The sequence below is a fragment of the Nonomuraea marmarensis genome (assembly GCF_043197025.1).
In the GTDB taxonomy this organism is placed as follows: domain Bacteria; phylum Actinomycetota; class Actinomycetes; order Streptosporangiales; family Streptosporangiaceae; genus Nonomuraea; species Nonomuraea marmarensis.
In genome coordinates this window covers 16,071-30,661 of record NZ_JBICRM010000060.1, presented here as the reverse complement: position 1 = coordinate 30,661, position 14,591 = coordinate 16,071, and the positions used below count along the sequence as shown (strand labels likewise).

Annotated in this window: 17 protein-coding genes and 2 pseudogenes; 11 read left to right on the top strand and 8 right to left on the bottom strand. The window is 67.6% G+C overall.

Annotated elements, in window-relative coordinates; translation table 11 throughout:
• Positions 1–433 precede the first annotated feature (433 nt).
• Together ACFLIM_RS47950 and ACFLIM_RS47945 are read left to right on the top strand one after the other, a co-directional pair.
• A complete protein-coding gene (locus ACFLIM_RS47950) occupies positions 434–898 on the top strand; it encodes a cupin domain-containing protein (protein WP_393177187.1) in 465 nt (154 codons plus the stop codon).
• A 130-nt stretch (positions 899–1,028) separates the two neighbouring features.
• On the top strand, positions 1,029–1,619 hold the full coding sequence (locus tag ACFLIM_RS47945) for an HD domain-containing protein (protein WP_393177185.1): 591 nt from the start codon (positions 1,029–1,031) through the stop codon (positions 1,617–1,619).
• 142 nt (positions 1,620–1,761) lie between these two features.
• Here ACFLIM_RS47945 and ACFLIM_RS47940 read toward each other — a convergent pair.
• Together ACFLIM_RS47940 and ACFLIM_RS47935 are read right to left on the bottom strand one after the other, a co-directional pair.
• Positions 1,762–1,920, bottom strand: a pseudogene (locus tag ACFLIM_RS47940) (glutamate--tRNA ligase family protein); the annotation flags it as partial.
• Between the two features lie 330 nt (positions 1,921–2,250).
• A complete protein-coding gene (locus tag ACFLIM_RS47935) occupies positions 2,251–2,748 on the bottom strand; it encodes a hypothetical protein (RefSeq protein WP_393177183.1) in 498 nt (165 codons plus the stop codon).
• An 86-nt stretch (positions 2,749–2,834) separates the two neighbouring features.
• On the opposite strand from ACFLIM_RS47935, the gene ACFLIM_RS47930 reads away from it, so the two are divergent.
• On the top strand, positions 2,835–3,341 hold the full coding sequence (locus tag ACFLIM_RS47930; RefSeq protein WP_393177181.1) for a winged helix-turn-helix transcriptional regulator: 507 nt from the start codon (positions 2,835–2,837) through the stop codon (positions 3,339–3,341).
• A gap of 297 nt (positions 3,342–3,638) precedes the next feature.
• Here the strand turns inward: ACFLIM_RS47930 and ACFLIM_RS47925 are convergent, their stop codons facing one another.
• The 3 genes from ACFLIM_RS47925 to ACFLIM_RS47915 all read right to left on the bottom strand — a co-directional run bounded on the left by ACFLIM_RS47925 (position 3,639) and on the right by ACFLIM_RS47915 (position 6,927).
• Positions 3,639–4,979 carry an OmpA family protein gene (locus tag ACFLIM_RS47925; RefSeq protein WP_393177179.1) on the bottom strand — a complete coding sequence of 447 codons (1,341 nt, stop codon included), beginning with the start codon at positions 4,977–4,979 and terminating at the stop codon, positions 3,639–3,641.
• A gap of 431 nt (positions 4,980–5,410) precedes the next feature.
• Positions 5,411–6,388, bottom strand: coding sequence for a hypothetical protein (locus ACFLIM_RS47920; RefSeq protein ID WP_393177177.1), 978 nt, complete (start codon positions 6,386–6,388; stop codon positions 5,411–5,413).
• Positions 6,389–6,468: 80 nt separating this feature from the next.
• The gene (locus ACFLIM_RS47915) at positions 6,469–6,927 is read right to left on the bottom strand and encodes a hypothetical protein (RefSeq protein WP_393177175.1); all 459 of its coding nucleotides are present in this window, start codon (positions 6,925–6,927) and stop codon (positions 6,469–6,471) included.
• 117 nt (positions 6,928–7,044) lie between these two features.
• On the opposite strand from ACFLIM_RS47915, the gene ACFLIM_RS47910 reads away from it, so the two are divergent.
• Positions 7,045–8,010: a GntR family transcriptional regulator gene (locus ACFLIM_RS47910; protein ID WP_393177173.1), complete on the top strand. Its 966-nt coding sequence runs from the start codon at positions 7,045–7,047 to the stop codon at positions 8,008–8,010.
• Positions 8,011–8,193: 183 nt separating this feature from the next.
• Here ACFLIM_RS47910 and ACFLIM_RS47905 read toward each other — a convergent pair whose 3' ends face one another.
• Positions 8,194–8,547 carry a hypothetical protein gene (locus ACFLIM_RS47905; protein ID WP_393177171.1) on the bottom strand — a complete coding sequence of 118 codons (354 nt, stop codon included), beginning with the start codon at positions 8,545–8,547 and terminating at the stop codon, positions 8,194–8,196.
• A gap of 16 nt (positions 8,548–8,563) precedes the next feature.
• The gene (locus tag ACFLIM_RS47900; RefSeq protein WP_393177169.1) at positions 8,564–9,316 is read right to left on the bottom strand and encodes an MFS transporter; all 753 of its coding nucleotides are present in this window, start codon (positions 9,314–9,316) and stop codon (positions 8,564–8,566) included.
• On the opposite strand from ACFLIM_RS47900, the gene ACFLIM_RS47895 reads away from it, so the two are divergent.
• Positions 9,216–9,713, top strand: a complete 498-nt coding sequence (locus ACFLIM_RS47895) for a zinc-binding dehydrogenase (RefSeq protein ID WP_393177167.1) — start codon at positions 9,216–9,218, stop codon at positions 9,711–9,713. The two genes, ACFLIM_RS47900 and ACFLIM_RS47895, sit on opposite strands and share 101 nt — an antisense overlap.
• 157 nt (positions 9,714–9,870) lie before the next feature.
• Here ACFLIM_RS47895 and ACFLIM_RS47890 read toward each other — a convergent pair whose 3' ends face one another.
• A complete protein-coding gene (locus tag ACFLIM_RS47890; protein WP_393177165.1) occupies positions 9,871–10,008 on the bottom strand; it encodes a hypothetical protein in 138 nt (45 codons plus the stop codon).
• Positions 10,009–10,181: 173 nt separating this feature from the next.
• On the opposite strand from ACFLIM_RS47890, the gene ACFLIM_RS47885 reads away from it, so the two are divergent.
• The 6 genes and pseudogenes from ACFLIM_RS47885 to ACFLIM_RS47860 all read left to right on the top strand — a co-directional run bounded on the left by ACFLIM_RS47885 (position 10,182) and on the right by ACFLIM_RS47860 (position 14,496).
• Positions 10,182–10,646 carry a hypothetical protein gene (locus ACFLIM_RS47885; RefSeq protein ID WP_393177163.1) on the top strand — a complete coding sequence of 155 codons (465 nt, stop codon included), beginning with the start codon at positions 10,182–10,184 and terminating at the stop codon, positions 10,644–10,646.
• 347 nt (positions 10,647–10,993) lie between these two features.
• Positions 10,994–11,368 carry a VOC family protein gene (locus tag ACFLIM_RS47880; RefSeq protein WP_393177193.1) on the top strand — a complete coding sequence of 125 codons (375 nt, stop codon included), beginning with the start codon at positions 10,994–10,996 and terminating at the stop codon, positions 11,366–11,368.
• Between the two features lie 170 nt (positions 11,369–11,538).
• Complete coding sequence (locus tag ACFLIM_RS47875) at positions 11,539–12,078, top strand: DUF1062 domain-containing protein (RefSeq protein ID WP_393177161.1); 540 nt, start codon at positions 11,539–11,541, stop codon at positions 12,076–12,078.
• 685 nt (positions 12,079–12,763) lie between these two features.
• The gene (locus ACFLIM_RS47870; protein WP_393177159.1) at positions 12,764–13,591 is read left to right on the top strand and encodes a transposase; all 828 of its coding nucleotides are present in this window, start codon (positions 12,764–12,766) and stop codon (positions 13,589–13,591) included.
• Positions 13,592–13,652: 61 nt separating this feature from the next.
• Positions 13,653–13,784 (top strand): annotated as a pseudogene (locus tag ACFLIM_RS47865) (nitroreductase/quinone reductase family protein); the annotation flags it as partial.
• 379 nt (positions 13,785–14,163) lie between these two features.
• A complete protein-coding gene (locus tag ACFLIM_RS47860) occupies positions 14,164–14,496 on the top strand; it encodes a nitroreductase/quinone reductase family protein (RefSeq protein ID WP_393177191.1) in 333 nt (110 codons plus the stop codon).
• Positions 14,497–14,591 lie beyond the last annotated feature (95 nt).

Below are 14,591 nucleotides of genomic sequence, written 5' to 3'. Positions count from 1 at the left end.
GGCGGGTCCGGGACGGACGGCTGCGCCCGATCGTCGGGGCCGTGCGGACGCTCGCCGAGGCGCCCTCCGCGTTCGCGCCCGCCCAGCGCACCCCCGGCAAGACGATCATCCGGGTCAAGGAAGGCGAATAGCCGGCCCTGCGGCACGGCAGCCGGCCAAGCAGCTCGTCGCGGTGCGGTCCTCGGGCGGCTCGACCGGCTGCACCTGAGCAGACCATCACCAAGGCTTGGATTCGCCCGTGGTTAGGCTGCGAAATGCCTGGACAGCGTACTCAAGCAACAACTCCACTCCGCCTGAGACCCCACCCGAGGTGAGCCACTGCGGCTGTGTCCGGTGGTGCGGCGAGTCGAAGCAGCGAACCCTTCGAGCGGAAGCCGGGACGCCTGGCGATCCCCGTGCACCTCAAAGGTCCGAGATGGAAAGGAGAGCCGTCATGATCCGAGTACGGCTTGCCTGCGGCTTTCTGGCTGCCGGCATGGTGGCCGCGACCGCCGCATGGGCTCCCGCAGTAGAGCGTGCGACCGGCGAGGTGCCAGTTGCTGCCACGGTTTCGCAGCCACCGTCCGAGACGCTATCGCCTCTGTTGGAACAGGCGCTTCCTAATGTCAGGGGCAAGACGTTCACCTCGGCGATCGTAGACTTCCCGCCCGCTGCACGCGCGGTGCCACATCGGCACGGCAAGGCTTTCGTTTACGCCTACGTGCTCGAGGGCACTGTGCGCAGCCGGCTCGATGGCGAGCCGGCGCATACTTACCGCCAAGGCGAGAACTGGGTCGAGCAGCCGGGCGCCCACCATGTGCTCACGGAGAACACCAGCCGGACACAACCAGCGAAGCTGCTGGTCATCTTCATCTCCAACACAGGAGACAAGCTCAAGGTCGACGATCCGCCAAGGTAGGGCATCGGTCGAGCACGGCCGGGCGCAACGGCGCGGGTTTGATCACCGCGACGCCCCGCATCGGGTCTCACCGCTGGCATGCGGCCAGGGTCGGCGCCGAGTCCGGACGACCACATGAAAAGCTGGGCCCATGTTTCCGGAGACTCCCGCCGCCGCGGCGGCGCTGTCCGTGGGAACCCGTTTCTGCTCGCCCGCGCTGCTCAACCACTCCGTCCGCTCCTACCTCTGGGGAGTGATGTACGGCACTGCGCACGGGATCGCCTTCGACGACGAGTTGTACTACGTCTCGGCGCTGCTCCACGACATCGGGCTGACGGAGCCGTTCGACAGCCACAGGCTGCCGTTCGAGGCCGCGGGAGGGCATCTGGCCTGGGTCTTCGGCGTGGCGGCCGGCTGGCCGGCGGCGCGGGCCGCCAGGGCCGAGGAGATCATCGTGCTGCACATGCGCGGCGACGTGTCCCCGGCCGCCGACCCCGAGTCCCACCTGCTGCAGGTCGCCACAAGCTGGGAGGTGGTCGAACGGCGGCCGGAGGAGTTCCCGCCCGACGCGAGGGCGGAGATGCTCGCCCGCTATCCCCGGCTGGGATTCGACGCGGAGTTCGTGGCGTGCTTCGAGGACCAGGCGAGGCGCAAGCCCGGCAGCGCCGCCGCCGCATCGGTCAGCAACGACGTCGCCGGGCTGATGGCCGTCAACCCCCTCCAGGTCCACATATCCGCCTGACCCCGGTGGGCCGCGAAGTCCGTCGCCGGCCCTGCTTGGGTGCGGTGGACTCGACGGCAGGCCGCCCCGGCTCAGCGGGGCTTAGCGGCTGGGCGTTCCGATGTGCTCATCGGCAGGCCGATCGTCCTCGGTTCCCTGGGCGGATGCCCTGCGTCCACTCCGGTCGGTTACGGGCCGTGTCGGTGTCTTCGATGCGAAGCACGAACGTGCCTCCGGATTGTCGGGCCACCGCCCAGTTGTACAGAGCCGACCGCGCCCCACCCACATGGAACATCCCAGTAGGAGAAGGCGCGAAACGCACGCGAACCGGAGACACAGACACGCTGCAACCCTACCGACTGGGCCGCGAAAGGTCCGGTGAATTTCCGCTGCTGAGAGCCCTAACCGTACCGATCACGAGCGAGGACGAGCGTGTGCGCTGACCGCGCAGCATCGACCTGCAGCTCCTGCTGGACGGGGTCGCCGTGCTGATCGGCCGGCAACGCCTATCGTAGGAACGCGCTTCGCGCGGCCCCCATGCGCTCCGCGCATCCCCTCATCATCCCGCGTGGCCGGCACGCCCTTGGGCGTCGCCGGACTCGACCGCCGTAGGGAAGGGCGCCACGGTCATGTGCGGGAGGTTTTCATCCGATCAGGTGGTGGCGGTGACCGGCTCACCGCGCCGTTCGGCGAATACGCGCTCGGCGTATTCGCGGCCCTTCTGCGTGTCGCCGAGAGCCAGGCCGGCGATGTCGGCCAAGGTCACGATGCTACCCGCGCCGCCCCAGGTGCCGTCGGGCACCTCGGGCGTGAACACCCAGACGCGCATCGGGTCACGCGGATGGGCACCCTGCTCGGCGTCGAGCACGGCCTCGGTGATGTCGGCGACGATCGCCTGGCGACGCTCGGCGTTGAACTGCCCCTCGGGGACGGAGGCGATGAACCGGTAGCGCGGCGCCGCCGAGGGCCGCCCTCCGACGTAGACGGATTCGGGGCGGTGCACGAACACCCAGGCGATGGAGCGGACGATCTCGTTGGCGGGGTCGGCGCCCTCGTGGCGGATGAGCAGATCGGTGAGTCGGGCGATCAGGCCGTGTTCGGCATCGGGGGTCAGGGCACCGGCCGGGATATAGGCATCGAGCTGGGGCATCGGTCGACCTCCGCAGAGCTGAGTTGAATAACGAGACTCAGCTTCCATGTCTGAGTAGTGCTTGTCAACCCAGCTATCTTGGGGGCATGGACTCCGTCGAGACCCGGCTCCGCTACAGCGCCGACAACTGTTCCATCAAAGGCACGCTCGAGATCGTGGGCGAACGGTGGTCCTTGCTCGTGTTGCGTGAGGCGTTCTTCGGGCTCCGCCGGTTCGGCGACTTCCATCAGGCCCTCGGATGCGCCCGAAATCTGCTCAGCGAGCGGTTGGCCAAGCTCGTGGACCATGGGGTGCTCGAACGCGTCGCCTATCAGGAACCCGGGCAACGCGGCCGCTACGAGTATCAACTGACCGAAAAGGGTCTCGAGTTGCTGCCCGCGCTCATCGCTCTCATGCAGTGGGGCGATCGCTGGACGACCGGTCCGGACGGTCCACCCGTCCAGGTCCGGCACCGCGACTGCGGCGGCGCGGTCAGCGCGATTCTGGCCTGCGAGCACGACCATCACGCCCTGACCCCGCACGCCACCCGCGCGACACCCGGCCCCGGCGCCCAGACCGTCGCACCCACTCCAGCATCAGTTTGTGATCTGTGAGGTTTTCGAACACGAGCTCCCGGGTTCGTGGCTCGCCGACCACGTGGAGGTCGCGGTTCGCGCAGGTCGGCGCGAGACGGCGGACAGAGCGTTCACCCGCTACGTGACATGGGCCAACGCGGTGCTGCGCCGTATGGCCGTCCTCGGTTGGTGGGCCTGTGTGTTCGCGCAGGCCATGCCCCCGCTGCGACCCACCGTCCGCCTGGAGCGGACGCATGGGCAAGCGCTCCCATCGTGAGGCGATCCCTTGCGGTCGGCCACCGGGCCTCCATGCCGGGCTGTAATCCCCGGATGCCGTCACTGGATGGGGACGTGGAGGTCGCGGAACGGGCCGATCTTGACCTTGAGGGTGTCGGCGGTGTCGGGCAGGGCGAAGAGGTTCCAGAACTCGCGGGTCTGGCCCGGTGCGAACTTCTCGGTGCTGATGCGGACGCCGGAGACGTCTGTGCATGCGCAGTAGAAGTCCACGCCGTCGTCGGTGGGGACCTCTAGGCGGCCGGGCAGGTACTGGCGGCGGGCGGCGACGTCGGTCACGCGGACGTTGCTTGCGGCCTGGTACTTGTACGCCTCCCAGTCCTGAGCGTGGTGAAGGTCATTGAACCAGGTCTCGGCCGATCCCTCATTGGTGATCTTGTAGGTGAGCAGGCCGAGGCCGCCGGGTAGTCGGCGCAGGCCCGCGACCTCCATGGCGATGGGCTGGCCGTCCGCCTTGGTGGTGCCGGTCAGGCCGGTCGCGCCGGGAGAGGCCGTGGCCACCGGTTCCTGGGTAGCGGGCTGAGGTTTGGGGAAGGTCACCGTGACGCGGCGGTTGCGGCGCTTGCCCTCATCGCTGTCGTTGTTGTACAGCGGGCGGCGCGAGCCGTACCCCTTGGCCTGGAAGCGGACCCCGTCCCTGGACAGCAGCGCCGACAGGGCGCGCTGTACCGCCTGGGCGCGGCGCAGCGACAGGGGGTCGTTGATGGCGTCGTTGCCGGAGGAGTCGGCGTGGCCCGCCACCGTCACCACTGTGGCGGGGGAGGCGTCGATGAGCTTGACCGTGCGGGCCATGATCGACTTGGCTTTGGGAGTGAGGGCGGCCTTGTCCACCGCGAACAGCACGTCGGAGGAGAGGTTGACCTGCAGGTCCTTGCCATCGTCTGCGGTCTCCTCCGACTTGTCCAGGGACTCGGAGGGGAGGATGAGACGGCGGGTGACCTGGGTGACGGGGTCGGCATCGGGGTCGGGAAAGTCACCGGTCGGAGCTTCGTCGCTGATGGGCACGTTGAGCATCGGCGGGCCCACGGGGGTGATGACGGTGGTCGTCGCAGGATTGCCCGACGGTGCGGGCAGCACCGCGTAGACAGTGATCGACTGGCCAGGGTCGATGAAGCGGCCGAGGCCGTCGCGGTCCCGGTCGCTGCACAGGCAGGGGGAGCCGGCGGGTTTGTACGGCAGGAGCCAGGTGCGGGCCTGCGCGTCGAGGACACCGATGCCGGAGGCCCACCTGATCTCGCCGAGGGGGCGGGTGCGGTCGCCCATCTCGCCGGCCCAGGACAGGTGCTTCTCGGTGCCGGTGTTGGACAGGCGGATCTGGGCGATGAGGTGCTTGCCCTTGACGCGGTTGAGGCCGACGACCTCGACCTTGAGGTTTTCGGTCATGGTACTGCGGGTTTCGGCCAGAGCCGGTCGGGTGTCTTGATCCGATGCCGTGGCAGTGGCGGGCGGAGCACTGGTGGCCGGGGCACTCGACGCCGGCGCGGTGGTGGCGGGCGGGGGCGCTGCTTCCTTCATTGGCAGCACCCCGCACCCGGCCGCTGCGAACGTGAGTACAGCGCTCAGGGCCAGGATCCGGCTAGGCATGGGGGAGATTGTGTGATGTTCGAAATGACATAGCTTGGTCATGGTCCTCGACTGCGGTTGATGGGGTCGGTCGCGAGCCGACCGGGACTGGCGCAGCACCTTGCTCGCCTCCTCTACCTCGTGTACCTCGTGCCGCTCGGCGGCAGGCAGCCGCGTCAGCGACTCTGAACGGGTGTCGAAGCGGCTGACGCCGACCCGACACCCGTTCGACGTCCGCGCGGCGCGAGTCCTCACCGAGCCGCGGTACCGTCCCGGCCCAAGGACCCGACGGGCCCACGAGTCGGCAGCGTGCCGGGCGAGTGCCCGTCGCCGGCGGGTGCCACCTCCCTGCGGCGGGCCGTTGAGATGGCCAGAGCCGCCAGCAGCGCGGTCACGACAACCGCCATCGCGAACGCGGTCCACGTAGCTGCGTCGGGGTGGACCAGCGACTGACCGCGCATCGCCTGCCACGCCGTGATGGCGAACATCGCGGTGTAGCCCAGGATGACGACCCCGGTCAGCTGGGCACGCACACGTTCACCGCGCAGCCAGCTGATCCGGGCCGCGAGGGCGGTGAGAACCAGTACCGCGAGCACGAACACCTGGACGGAGTGCAAGCCGATGAAGTGCGGAACGCGCAGGTCGCCACCCACGGTGCTCCAGTTCGTGATCGGCATGCCGTAACCGTCCGGTGCCCCCACCCCGTGCTGCCCCATCAGCGAGACCGGGTTCCCGTAGGCATCCTCGACCTTCCGGGGTCCAGTCGCGGCCCACCCGCGGATGAAGGACGCCAGCGCCATGCCGAAGACGGACAGCCCGATCCCGGCACGCAGCGCCCAGGTGAGTGCCGTGTCGCCGACCCGCTGGAACAGCAGCATGACAGCGATGAGTAGGCTCGCCCCGAACAACCCGATCACGCCTGAGGAGAAGACCACCTGCCCGATCTGGTTGAACGCATCGGTGTTGATGTTGAAATGGCTGTAGGTGCCGCGGGCGGCCTGCACCGCGATGAAACCGACGTCGACCAGCCCGGTGACGGCGAAGGCCGTTCCGAGGATCCACATCGTGCGCCTTGCCCGGCGAAGCTTCGGCAACAGCCATGCGAGCGTCGCGCCGTATATGACGAACGACACCCCGAACTTCAACGGCTTCGCCCAAATCGACTGCTGCATGAGCTCACGACCGTCTGCGAAGAGACCGAAGCTCGCGACGACGACGAGCGCGGACATCGCCGCCACCATAATCATCAACGGTTGGTGCCACGACCGCACTTCGCCAAACGAGATGGACAACTGGTCCCCCGGCCGTCTCATACGACCTCCGATCCTGCGTCGTCCGTGCTGGTGGAGGCTGTGCCGGGCATCATGTGAGCGCGCCACCCTTGAACCGGTGGAAAGAACCCCCGCGCGAGCGGGCGGAACACCAAGTCGGCGGCGCGCGCCGCGTTGCGGGGAAGGAGCCAGTGCGCCAGCAAGTTCGGGTCCGACTCGGGCGCGTCCGGTTGCTCCTCATGCGGGGTCTGGCCGGCGGCCGGCGTCAGCCATACCGAGGCACCCTCGCGACGGCCGGCCAGGTAGGCCTTGCCGGTGGGATGGGCGAGCAGGGGGCGGTAGAAGTGCGATTGGAAGCGACCTCGTTCGGCCGCCTTGGGAAAGAGCCGGTAGCCGACGGCATCGTTCATGAACGCCTCGGTGAGGACGTCCAGCACCGTCTGCTGGTCGGCGTCATCCGCCCGCCAAACGGGTGCGTACGGTGTATCTAATGTCATGCGTACATCGTAGCTAGATCATCGAATATATCGGGATGATTTCGCTTATCGGGCCGACAAAGTGAACTAGTACTATAGAAAGTGAACTAGTACACCATAAATGAATCGGGAGCTCCCATGCAGTCGTCAACTCGCCGGCCGGATCCGCCTTACCGGCGGATCGTCGCGGAGCTTCGTGCCCGGATTCTGACCGGCGACCTGCGGCCAGGCGATCGGATGCCTTCCATCCGGCAGATCGCCCAGCGATGGGGCGTCGCGGTCGCGACCGCGACCAAAGCGATGGCGGCTCTGCGCGACGAGGGGCTGGTCGAGGCGAAGGTCGGTGCCGGTACGGTGGTCAGCGCCCGTGCGGGCCAGAAGCAGCCGGTCGGCCCGGCCACGTCACCGAGACCGCGGCAGGCCGGCGTCCCCAGGCAGGCACTGAACCGCGAGCACGTTCTCCGCGCCGCCATCGCGATCGCCGACGCCGAGGGACTCGACGCCGTGTCCATGCGGCGGCTCGCGGCCGAACTCGGCGTCGGTCCGATGTCGCTGTACCGGCACGTGGCGAACAGAGACGAACTGGTGACGCAGATGGTCGACGAAGTCTTCGGCGAACCGGAGCTTCCCGTCCCGGGGCCGGAGGGGTGGCGAGCCAAGCTCGAACTGATCTCCCGCCGGCAATGGGAGCTGTGCCGGCGACACCTCTGGCTGCCCAGGGCCGTCTCGTTGACTCGCCCGTTGCTCGTGCCCAACATGATGGCCCACACCGAGTGGACCCTGCGCGCACTCGACGGGCTTGGGCTGCCCATGACGACACGAATTCGAGAGGCACTCACGCTGCACGCACTGGTCGTCACCGCTGCCCTGTCCATGGCGGATGAGGTCGAAGCGGAGCAGGAGACCGGTGTGACGCTCGACCGGTGGCGGCTGGCACAACGGAAGCGGGCCGACGAACTCCTCGACACCAGACGATTTCCACTGCTGGCCACGATTCCAGAGGAAACGGTGTCGGACCTGGACGGACTGTTCGAGTACAGTCTGGCCCGCCATCTCGACGGATTCGCCGTCATGGTGGAGGGTCGATCCCGAACGCGGTCATGAGGCGCGCCGATACCCCACCTACAACGGGGCCTACCTCGCCGCAGCCGAACAACTCGCTCTCATCCACGGTGCCGGCGGGAGCTCCTTCGATTGGCACCTGCTCGAAGCCGAGCTCCGTGGCCGTGGGCATGGCACGGTCGCGGTGGACATGCCGATGTCCGACCCGCGGGCGGGGCTCTGGGACTACTCCGACGCCGTCGTCCATGCGACCGGCGAACGCCGGCGCCACATGGCAAGGGAGATCGCGGGGTTGGCGTGGGCTCCTGAGATTTTGCCGGGCTTGCTGAGAATCAGCCCTGCGAGGAGCAGTCCCGCACAGGCACCGATGACCAGCAGGCGCAGGCGGACTTGCGGAACCGCATCGGAGATGGGAGAAGGTCCCATGACCCAGCGCGTGATCGTCGCTACGCCGAAGAGCAGCGCGAATGTCAAGAGGAGCGCCAGCGCACTGTGCGTCGCGATCGTCGCCGGATCGACTGGCTTGGCAGCCCGGTCACGGGGCCCCGCCTGCTTCGACGACTCAGGTGTCGCAGCCATGGTCACGACCTCGTCGTCATGGTCCTGCTCTTTGGCGGTCGCCCAGTTGTGCTGGAAGGTAGTGGGCGACCTGGAAGGGTTTCGTGGGATCTACCAGGGAGCGAGCCCGTTCCTCGAGCGCGCGGTCCGAGCCGGTGAGCCGTGCGGAGTGTTGCCGCAAGTGCTCCTCCCACGAGGCCACGACAAAGGTCTCCAGGTAGACATCGGGGTCCGCCCCGTTCTGATAGAGGTCCCAATGAAGCGCGCCCGTGCGCAGCCGCGAGAGACCGAAGTCCTTCATCGCCTCGACGAAGTCGTCGGCGCGGTCGGCTGGTACGTGGTATTCGATGACGACGAGCACCGGCCCGTCAGTCTTCGAGGGCTCGAGCAGCATGGTGGGCGCCGGCCAGTGGACCGAGGCGGATCGGTCGAGGGGGGTGTCGGGTATGGCGAGGTACCGCCACGCGTAGATCGAGCCGATCGCCATGAGCGCTGCCGCCACCAGCAAGGTGCCCATGAGGCCGGCTCTTTCGGCGAGTGCGCCCCAGACGGCGGCGCCGATCGCCATGCTTCCCGAGAAGAGCGTCAGGTAGACGGCCAGAGCTCGTGCACGGACCCATCCGGATGTCGTGACCTGCATCTGGGCATTGAGGGTGGACAAGACAGAGACCCAGGACATCCCCGCGAGGATGAGTACCGCGCCGGCGATCCACGGGTTGCGGGTGAGGGCCAGCGTTGGTTCTATCGCGGTGCAGCTCGCGCGCGAGGCAGGGGCCCGAGTGATCGGCACTGGCAGGGCCGGCGACAGGGACACAGCCCTCGGTCTCGGTGTTGATGCCTTCCTGGACCCGCAGGCCGATCCCCTTGAAGAGGCCGGTCAGGTCGACGTGGTGTTCGACGTGATCGGCGGCGACATCCTGGACCGCTCGGCCGCGCTGGTGCGCGCCGGCGGCACGCTCGTCACCATCGCCTCGCCACCCAGGGTCCGGCCCCGAGACGGGCAGGCGATCTTCTTCGTCGTCGAGCCCGATCGCGCCCGGCTCGCGGACCTGGCCCGGCGGGTCCGGGACGGACGGCTGCGCCCGATCGTCGGGGCCGTGCGGACGCTCGCCGAGGCGCCCTCCGCGTTCGCGCCCGCCCAGCGCACCCCCGGCAAGACGATCATCCGGGTCAAGGAAGGCGAGTAGCCGGCTACGTGCGCGGACGGCGCGGCAAAGGTGCGACGGCTGCCGTCCACTCCCGTGCGGGAAACCGCGCACAAACTCGTCGACGGGGGTGACCTCCCAGGGCTGCGTCGAGCGCGGGCCGGAAGGCCACCGATTCCTGTGGAACCTACAGGCCGGCTCAGTCGCCGGTGACGGTGTAGCGGCTCATGATCGCCACGCGGTTGGAGGCGTTCATGACTGTCGACAGCCAGGCGACCGCCGAGACCTGATCCTCGAAGAGCACCGCGGCGGCCGCCGCGTAGTCCACATCGCTCACATGACCATCCGACACCCGCGCGGTCGCCTCAGTTAGGCGCAGGGCCGCGCGCTCGGTCCGATGGTTATCTGGGGTTGTCAAGCGAACTAGCTGGTCAGCTGCTTTGAAGGTCGTTAAGACATGTTAGGCAAGTAGGCTGACCGCAGTCGCCTGCGACGGTGAAGGAGCCACTGATGACCGCCGACCCAACGATGACCCGGATCGGCCAGGGGGTGGAGTTGCATCACCACCGAGGTCAGCGTGAAGCAGCTCGCGACTTGTTCGCGCAGATCTGGGACGACATCGGCGGCGAGCAAGGCGACCCGCTGCATGTTTGCGTTCTTGCCCACTCGATGGCCGATGTGCAAGACGACGTGCACCAGGAGTTGGTGTGGGATCTGCGAGCGCTTGCCGCCGTCGGCCTGGTCACTGATGAGCGGGTGGCGCAGGCTGGGGTGACGCTTTCGGTGGCCGGCTTGTATCCGTCGTTGCACCTGAACTTGAGTGAGTGCTATCGCAAGCTGGGCGATCTCGGTCGCGCCCGTGAGCACCTGCAGCAGGCGCGGGCCGAGATCGGCGCACTTGGCGACGACGAGTATGGGCAGCTCATCAAGGGTGGCCTGGAGCGGCTGGCTGAACAGTTGAGTGAGACCATCTGACTGCGAGCCCAGGCAAGTAGGCTGCCCGCGACCGTCGCGTCAGTGGGGCCTCGAGAGGTCCATGAGCCGCGTGAAAAGACCCCGCCGGACGTGCCGGGGCGGGGTCTTGGTGTGCAGTGATGCCCTCAGGTCAGAAGATCCAGGGTTTCGGGCGTTTCCCAGGCTGTCAGCTGCCGGTCAGGGTCGGTTTCCTGGTGCGCGCATTGGTTGATCAGCTCGGCGAGGGCTTGCCCGGTCCTACTCGCGGGCGCGGACAGGGCTGCCCGCTCTCGGGGTGCCCACTGCGTCGCGGACCTGGGCCGTTAAGGATTTGTGGCCTGCGGTTGATGCCCCGTAGGGTGCCGGTCATGGCTTGTCGCATTTCCGAACTGATAATCCCTTGTCAGGACCCGCAACGGCTGGCGGCGTTCTGGTGCGAGGTGCTGGGCTTCATTGTGCTCGACACCGAGGACGAAGGCGCGGTGGAGATCGGACCGCAGGAAGGGTTCGGCGGATTGCAGCCGACTCTGATCTTCAGCCCCACTACCGAGCCCAAGGCGGGCAAGCTGCGGCTGCACTTCGACGTCAACGCCACCGACCGCGATCAGGACGCCGAACTCGAACGCCTCCTGAAGCTCGGGGCGCGCCCGGCCGACGTCGGCCAGAGCGGCGAGGAGCCCTGGCACGTCCTGGTCGACCCCGAAGACAACGAATTCTGCCTTCTGCGAGCCCGCCTGAGCTGAGCATCGGCCGGCATCGGCAATGACCCCAACGTGAGGACTTCGCGCGCATGACGCCGCCTGCTCTTTAGACCTGACTTCCCTGCGCATTGGTCGCCGACGACGCCGTCGGCGCTGTTTCCCGTGCTCTTCGTCAGGTCTTCAGAGAGATCATGTCTTCACATCCTCATATTGTGCTGCCCTGGGCGGTGCGGCGCACCCGCCTGCCCCTGCTCGCCCTCCGGTGCGTGGCCTGCCCTTCCGGCCGCGCCACCATCGGCAACGGCAGGTTCCGCGTCAACGCCAACGGCAAACTTCTCGACGTCTGGCTCCTGGTCAACTGCGTTTCCTGTGGCCGGACCAGCAAGCTCACCGTCCACGATCGCGTCCCGGTCCGCTCACTGCCCGCTGATCTTCTGGCCGGTTACTCGGCCAACTCGCCTTCCCTCGTCGTGGATACCCTTCTCGACCCGTTGATCGCCCGGCGCAACCGGTTCGTGCTCGATTGGGACGGGTGCTGGGAACTCCACGCACCTCCCGTTCCCGAGGATCCGTGGCCCCTTCAGATCACGGTCACCTTCGACGATCCCGTGCCAGTCCGTCCCGAACGGCTCATCGCTCATGCATTAGGCATCAGCCGTAATGAGATCGCTCACAGAGTCAAGATCGATATCCCGCTGAACCGCAGGACGAAACTGGATTTCTCATTCGTCCTGGTGTGGTCGGTTCAGTAGATCCAGGTGTCGGTGCGATGCTTTCCGCCAAGGCAGAAAACGGCTGTGCCGTGTTCTGCCTTGGCCAGGCCGACACAATGTCCAGGCCATTGCCGAGGCCACCGGCCTGGACCGTGCCCGCACCGTCTACCCCGCCCTGCGTGAGGCCGGTATTGATCCCGCCGCAGATCGGGGCTGGTCATAACGGTGTCCCACCCTGGCTGGGTCCACCATGCCCAAGGCCGTCCTGGTTAGCAGTGCTGTCATTCGCGCCCGGCTGAATGATCAGCCGGGCTCTGTGCGTTCGCCGACGCCGTCAGCCGCTCGCGGTCATGGCGGGCGCGAACCGGGGCAGCCGGTGAACGTGCACACGGTCACTGGGAAGCGCTCGTAACGCTCCAGAATGCCTGCATAGCTCTTGACCTGGGACGACGCTCCCCGTACCGATACGACACCATCGACCTTGTGCTCGTACGACTGCTCTACCTGATCGCCACACGGATCTTCGCGTGGCTCGTCCTGCTGTCTCGTTCCTCCGCGGCCAAAGACGCAGAAATATTGATCTTGCGGCACGAGGTAGCGGTGCTGCGCCGCCAAGGCACCGCGCCAAGGCCCACCTGGCCGGACCGCGCCCTACTCGCCGCCCTCGCCCGACTACTCCCCCGTGTACTGCGCAGCCACCGGATCGTCTCCCCACGCACCCTCCTTGTCTGGCACCGGCGAGCTCATCAAGAAGAAGTGGACACAGCCGCCGTCCGCGGGACGCCCTCCAGTTCCGGAGGAACTGCGCGAACTGATCACGCTGCTCGGCACCGAGAACCCGCGCTGGGGCTTCCGAAGACTGCACGGCGAACTGCGCCGCCTCGGACACAAGGTCAGCCCGTCCACCGTCCGCCGCGTCATGCGCGCCGCCGGCCTGGATCCCGCTCCGCGACATCATCCGACGCGGGGCGAGTGGACCAGCTTCCTCAAAGCCCAAGCCGACGGCCTACTCGCCACCGACCTGTTCCACGTCGACACGATCGGACTGCAACGGCTCTACGCCCTGTTCGTGATGGAGGTACGCACCCGCACGGTCCACATCCTCGGCGTCACCGCCCACCCCACCGCAGCCTGGACCACCCAGCAGGCCCGACAGCTACTCTGGCACCTCGGAGAGCACGCCGCCCACTTCACCCACCTCATCCGCGACCGGGACGCCAAGTTCACCGCCGCCTTCGACGCCGTCTTCGCCAGCGAAGGCATCACCGTGGCCAAGATCCCCCCGCGTAGCCCCAACTGCAACCCGCACGCCGAGCGCTTCATACGTTCGGTACGCGAGGAGTGCACCAACCGGATCCTGCTGTTCAACCGCGGTCACACCGAGAGGATCCTCCACAGCTACGCCCGCCACTTCAACGAGCACCGCCCCCACCAAGGCCGCCAACAGCTTGCACCGCTGGACGACCTCGAGGTCCTACTGCTGCCAGCAGCCGGGATCAAACGCCGGAAAGCCGTCGCAGGCCTCATCAATGAGTACCGCCGGGCTAGCTGACCAAGCGGCAAAACCCCCAGCTCACAGCCGGTGAAGCCGTTAAGAAGCGGTACGCGCGGCGCTGCTGGCCCCGCTCGGCCTGCACCCCGGACAGGAGGCGCTCCTGCTCGAACTCGCCCGGACCGGCCCGAGAATCCAGGCGCAGCTCAGCGAGGCGCTCGGCTGCGAGCCGCCCAGCGTCACGCTCATGACCCGCAAGCTCGAAGCCACCGGCCACATCCGCCGCAAACCCGCCCCCTCCGACAAGCGCGCCAGCATCGTCGAACTCACCGACAGCGGCAAAGCTCTAGCCGACCAGGTCAAGCAGCTATGGTGCGCCCTCGCGGAGGAGACCGTGACCGGCCTGCCCGCCCAGATCGTGGCAGAACTACCCGGCATCCTCAACACCTTGACCGGCAACGTGGATACCAGGCGCCCCCGCCACCCACACGGCCGCCGGCACGGTCAGGGCATGGCGTTGACCGGTGATTACGAACCGAGCGCGTCGGGGTGGGTCCGCGAGCACGTCGAGCAGATCGTGCGCACCGGCACGACCGACGGCGTCACGATCAGTGGCCTGCCCCACCGTGCTGATGACCTACCGGGGCGCCAAGACCGGCAAGGTTCGCAAGACGCCGCTGATGCGTGTCGAGCACGAGGGGCGCTACGCGGCTGTCGCGTCCAAGGGTGGCGAGCCGACCAGCCTGGTCGCCGAGCCGGTCATCGAGCTTCAGGACGGCGCGGTGACCCGGGAGTACCGGGCGCGCGAGGTGTCCGGGGACGAGAAGGCCCTCTGGTGGCGCCGGGCGGTGGACGCGTACCCGGACTATGCCGACTACCAGCGCAAGACCGACCGCCAGATCCCGGTCTTCGTGCTCGAACCGGTCAGCGGGGGCACACCGGCCGGTGACGGCACCGAGGGCTAGTGTTGTGAGTCGTTAATGGACCCGTGCCGTCCCACCAGAACGAAATACCTGGTCAACGTACACGCGGGCCAGATGCGGGAACAAGACGGCAACCA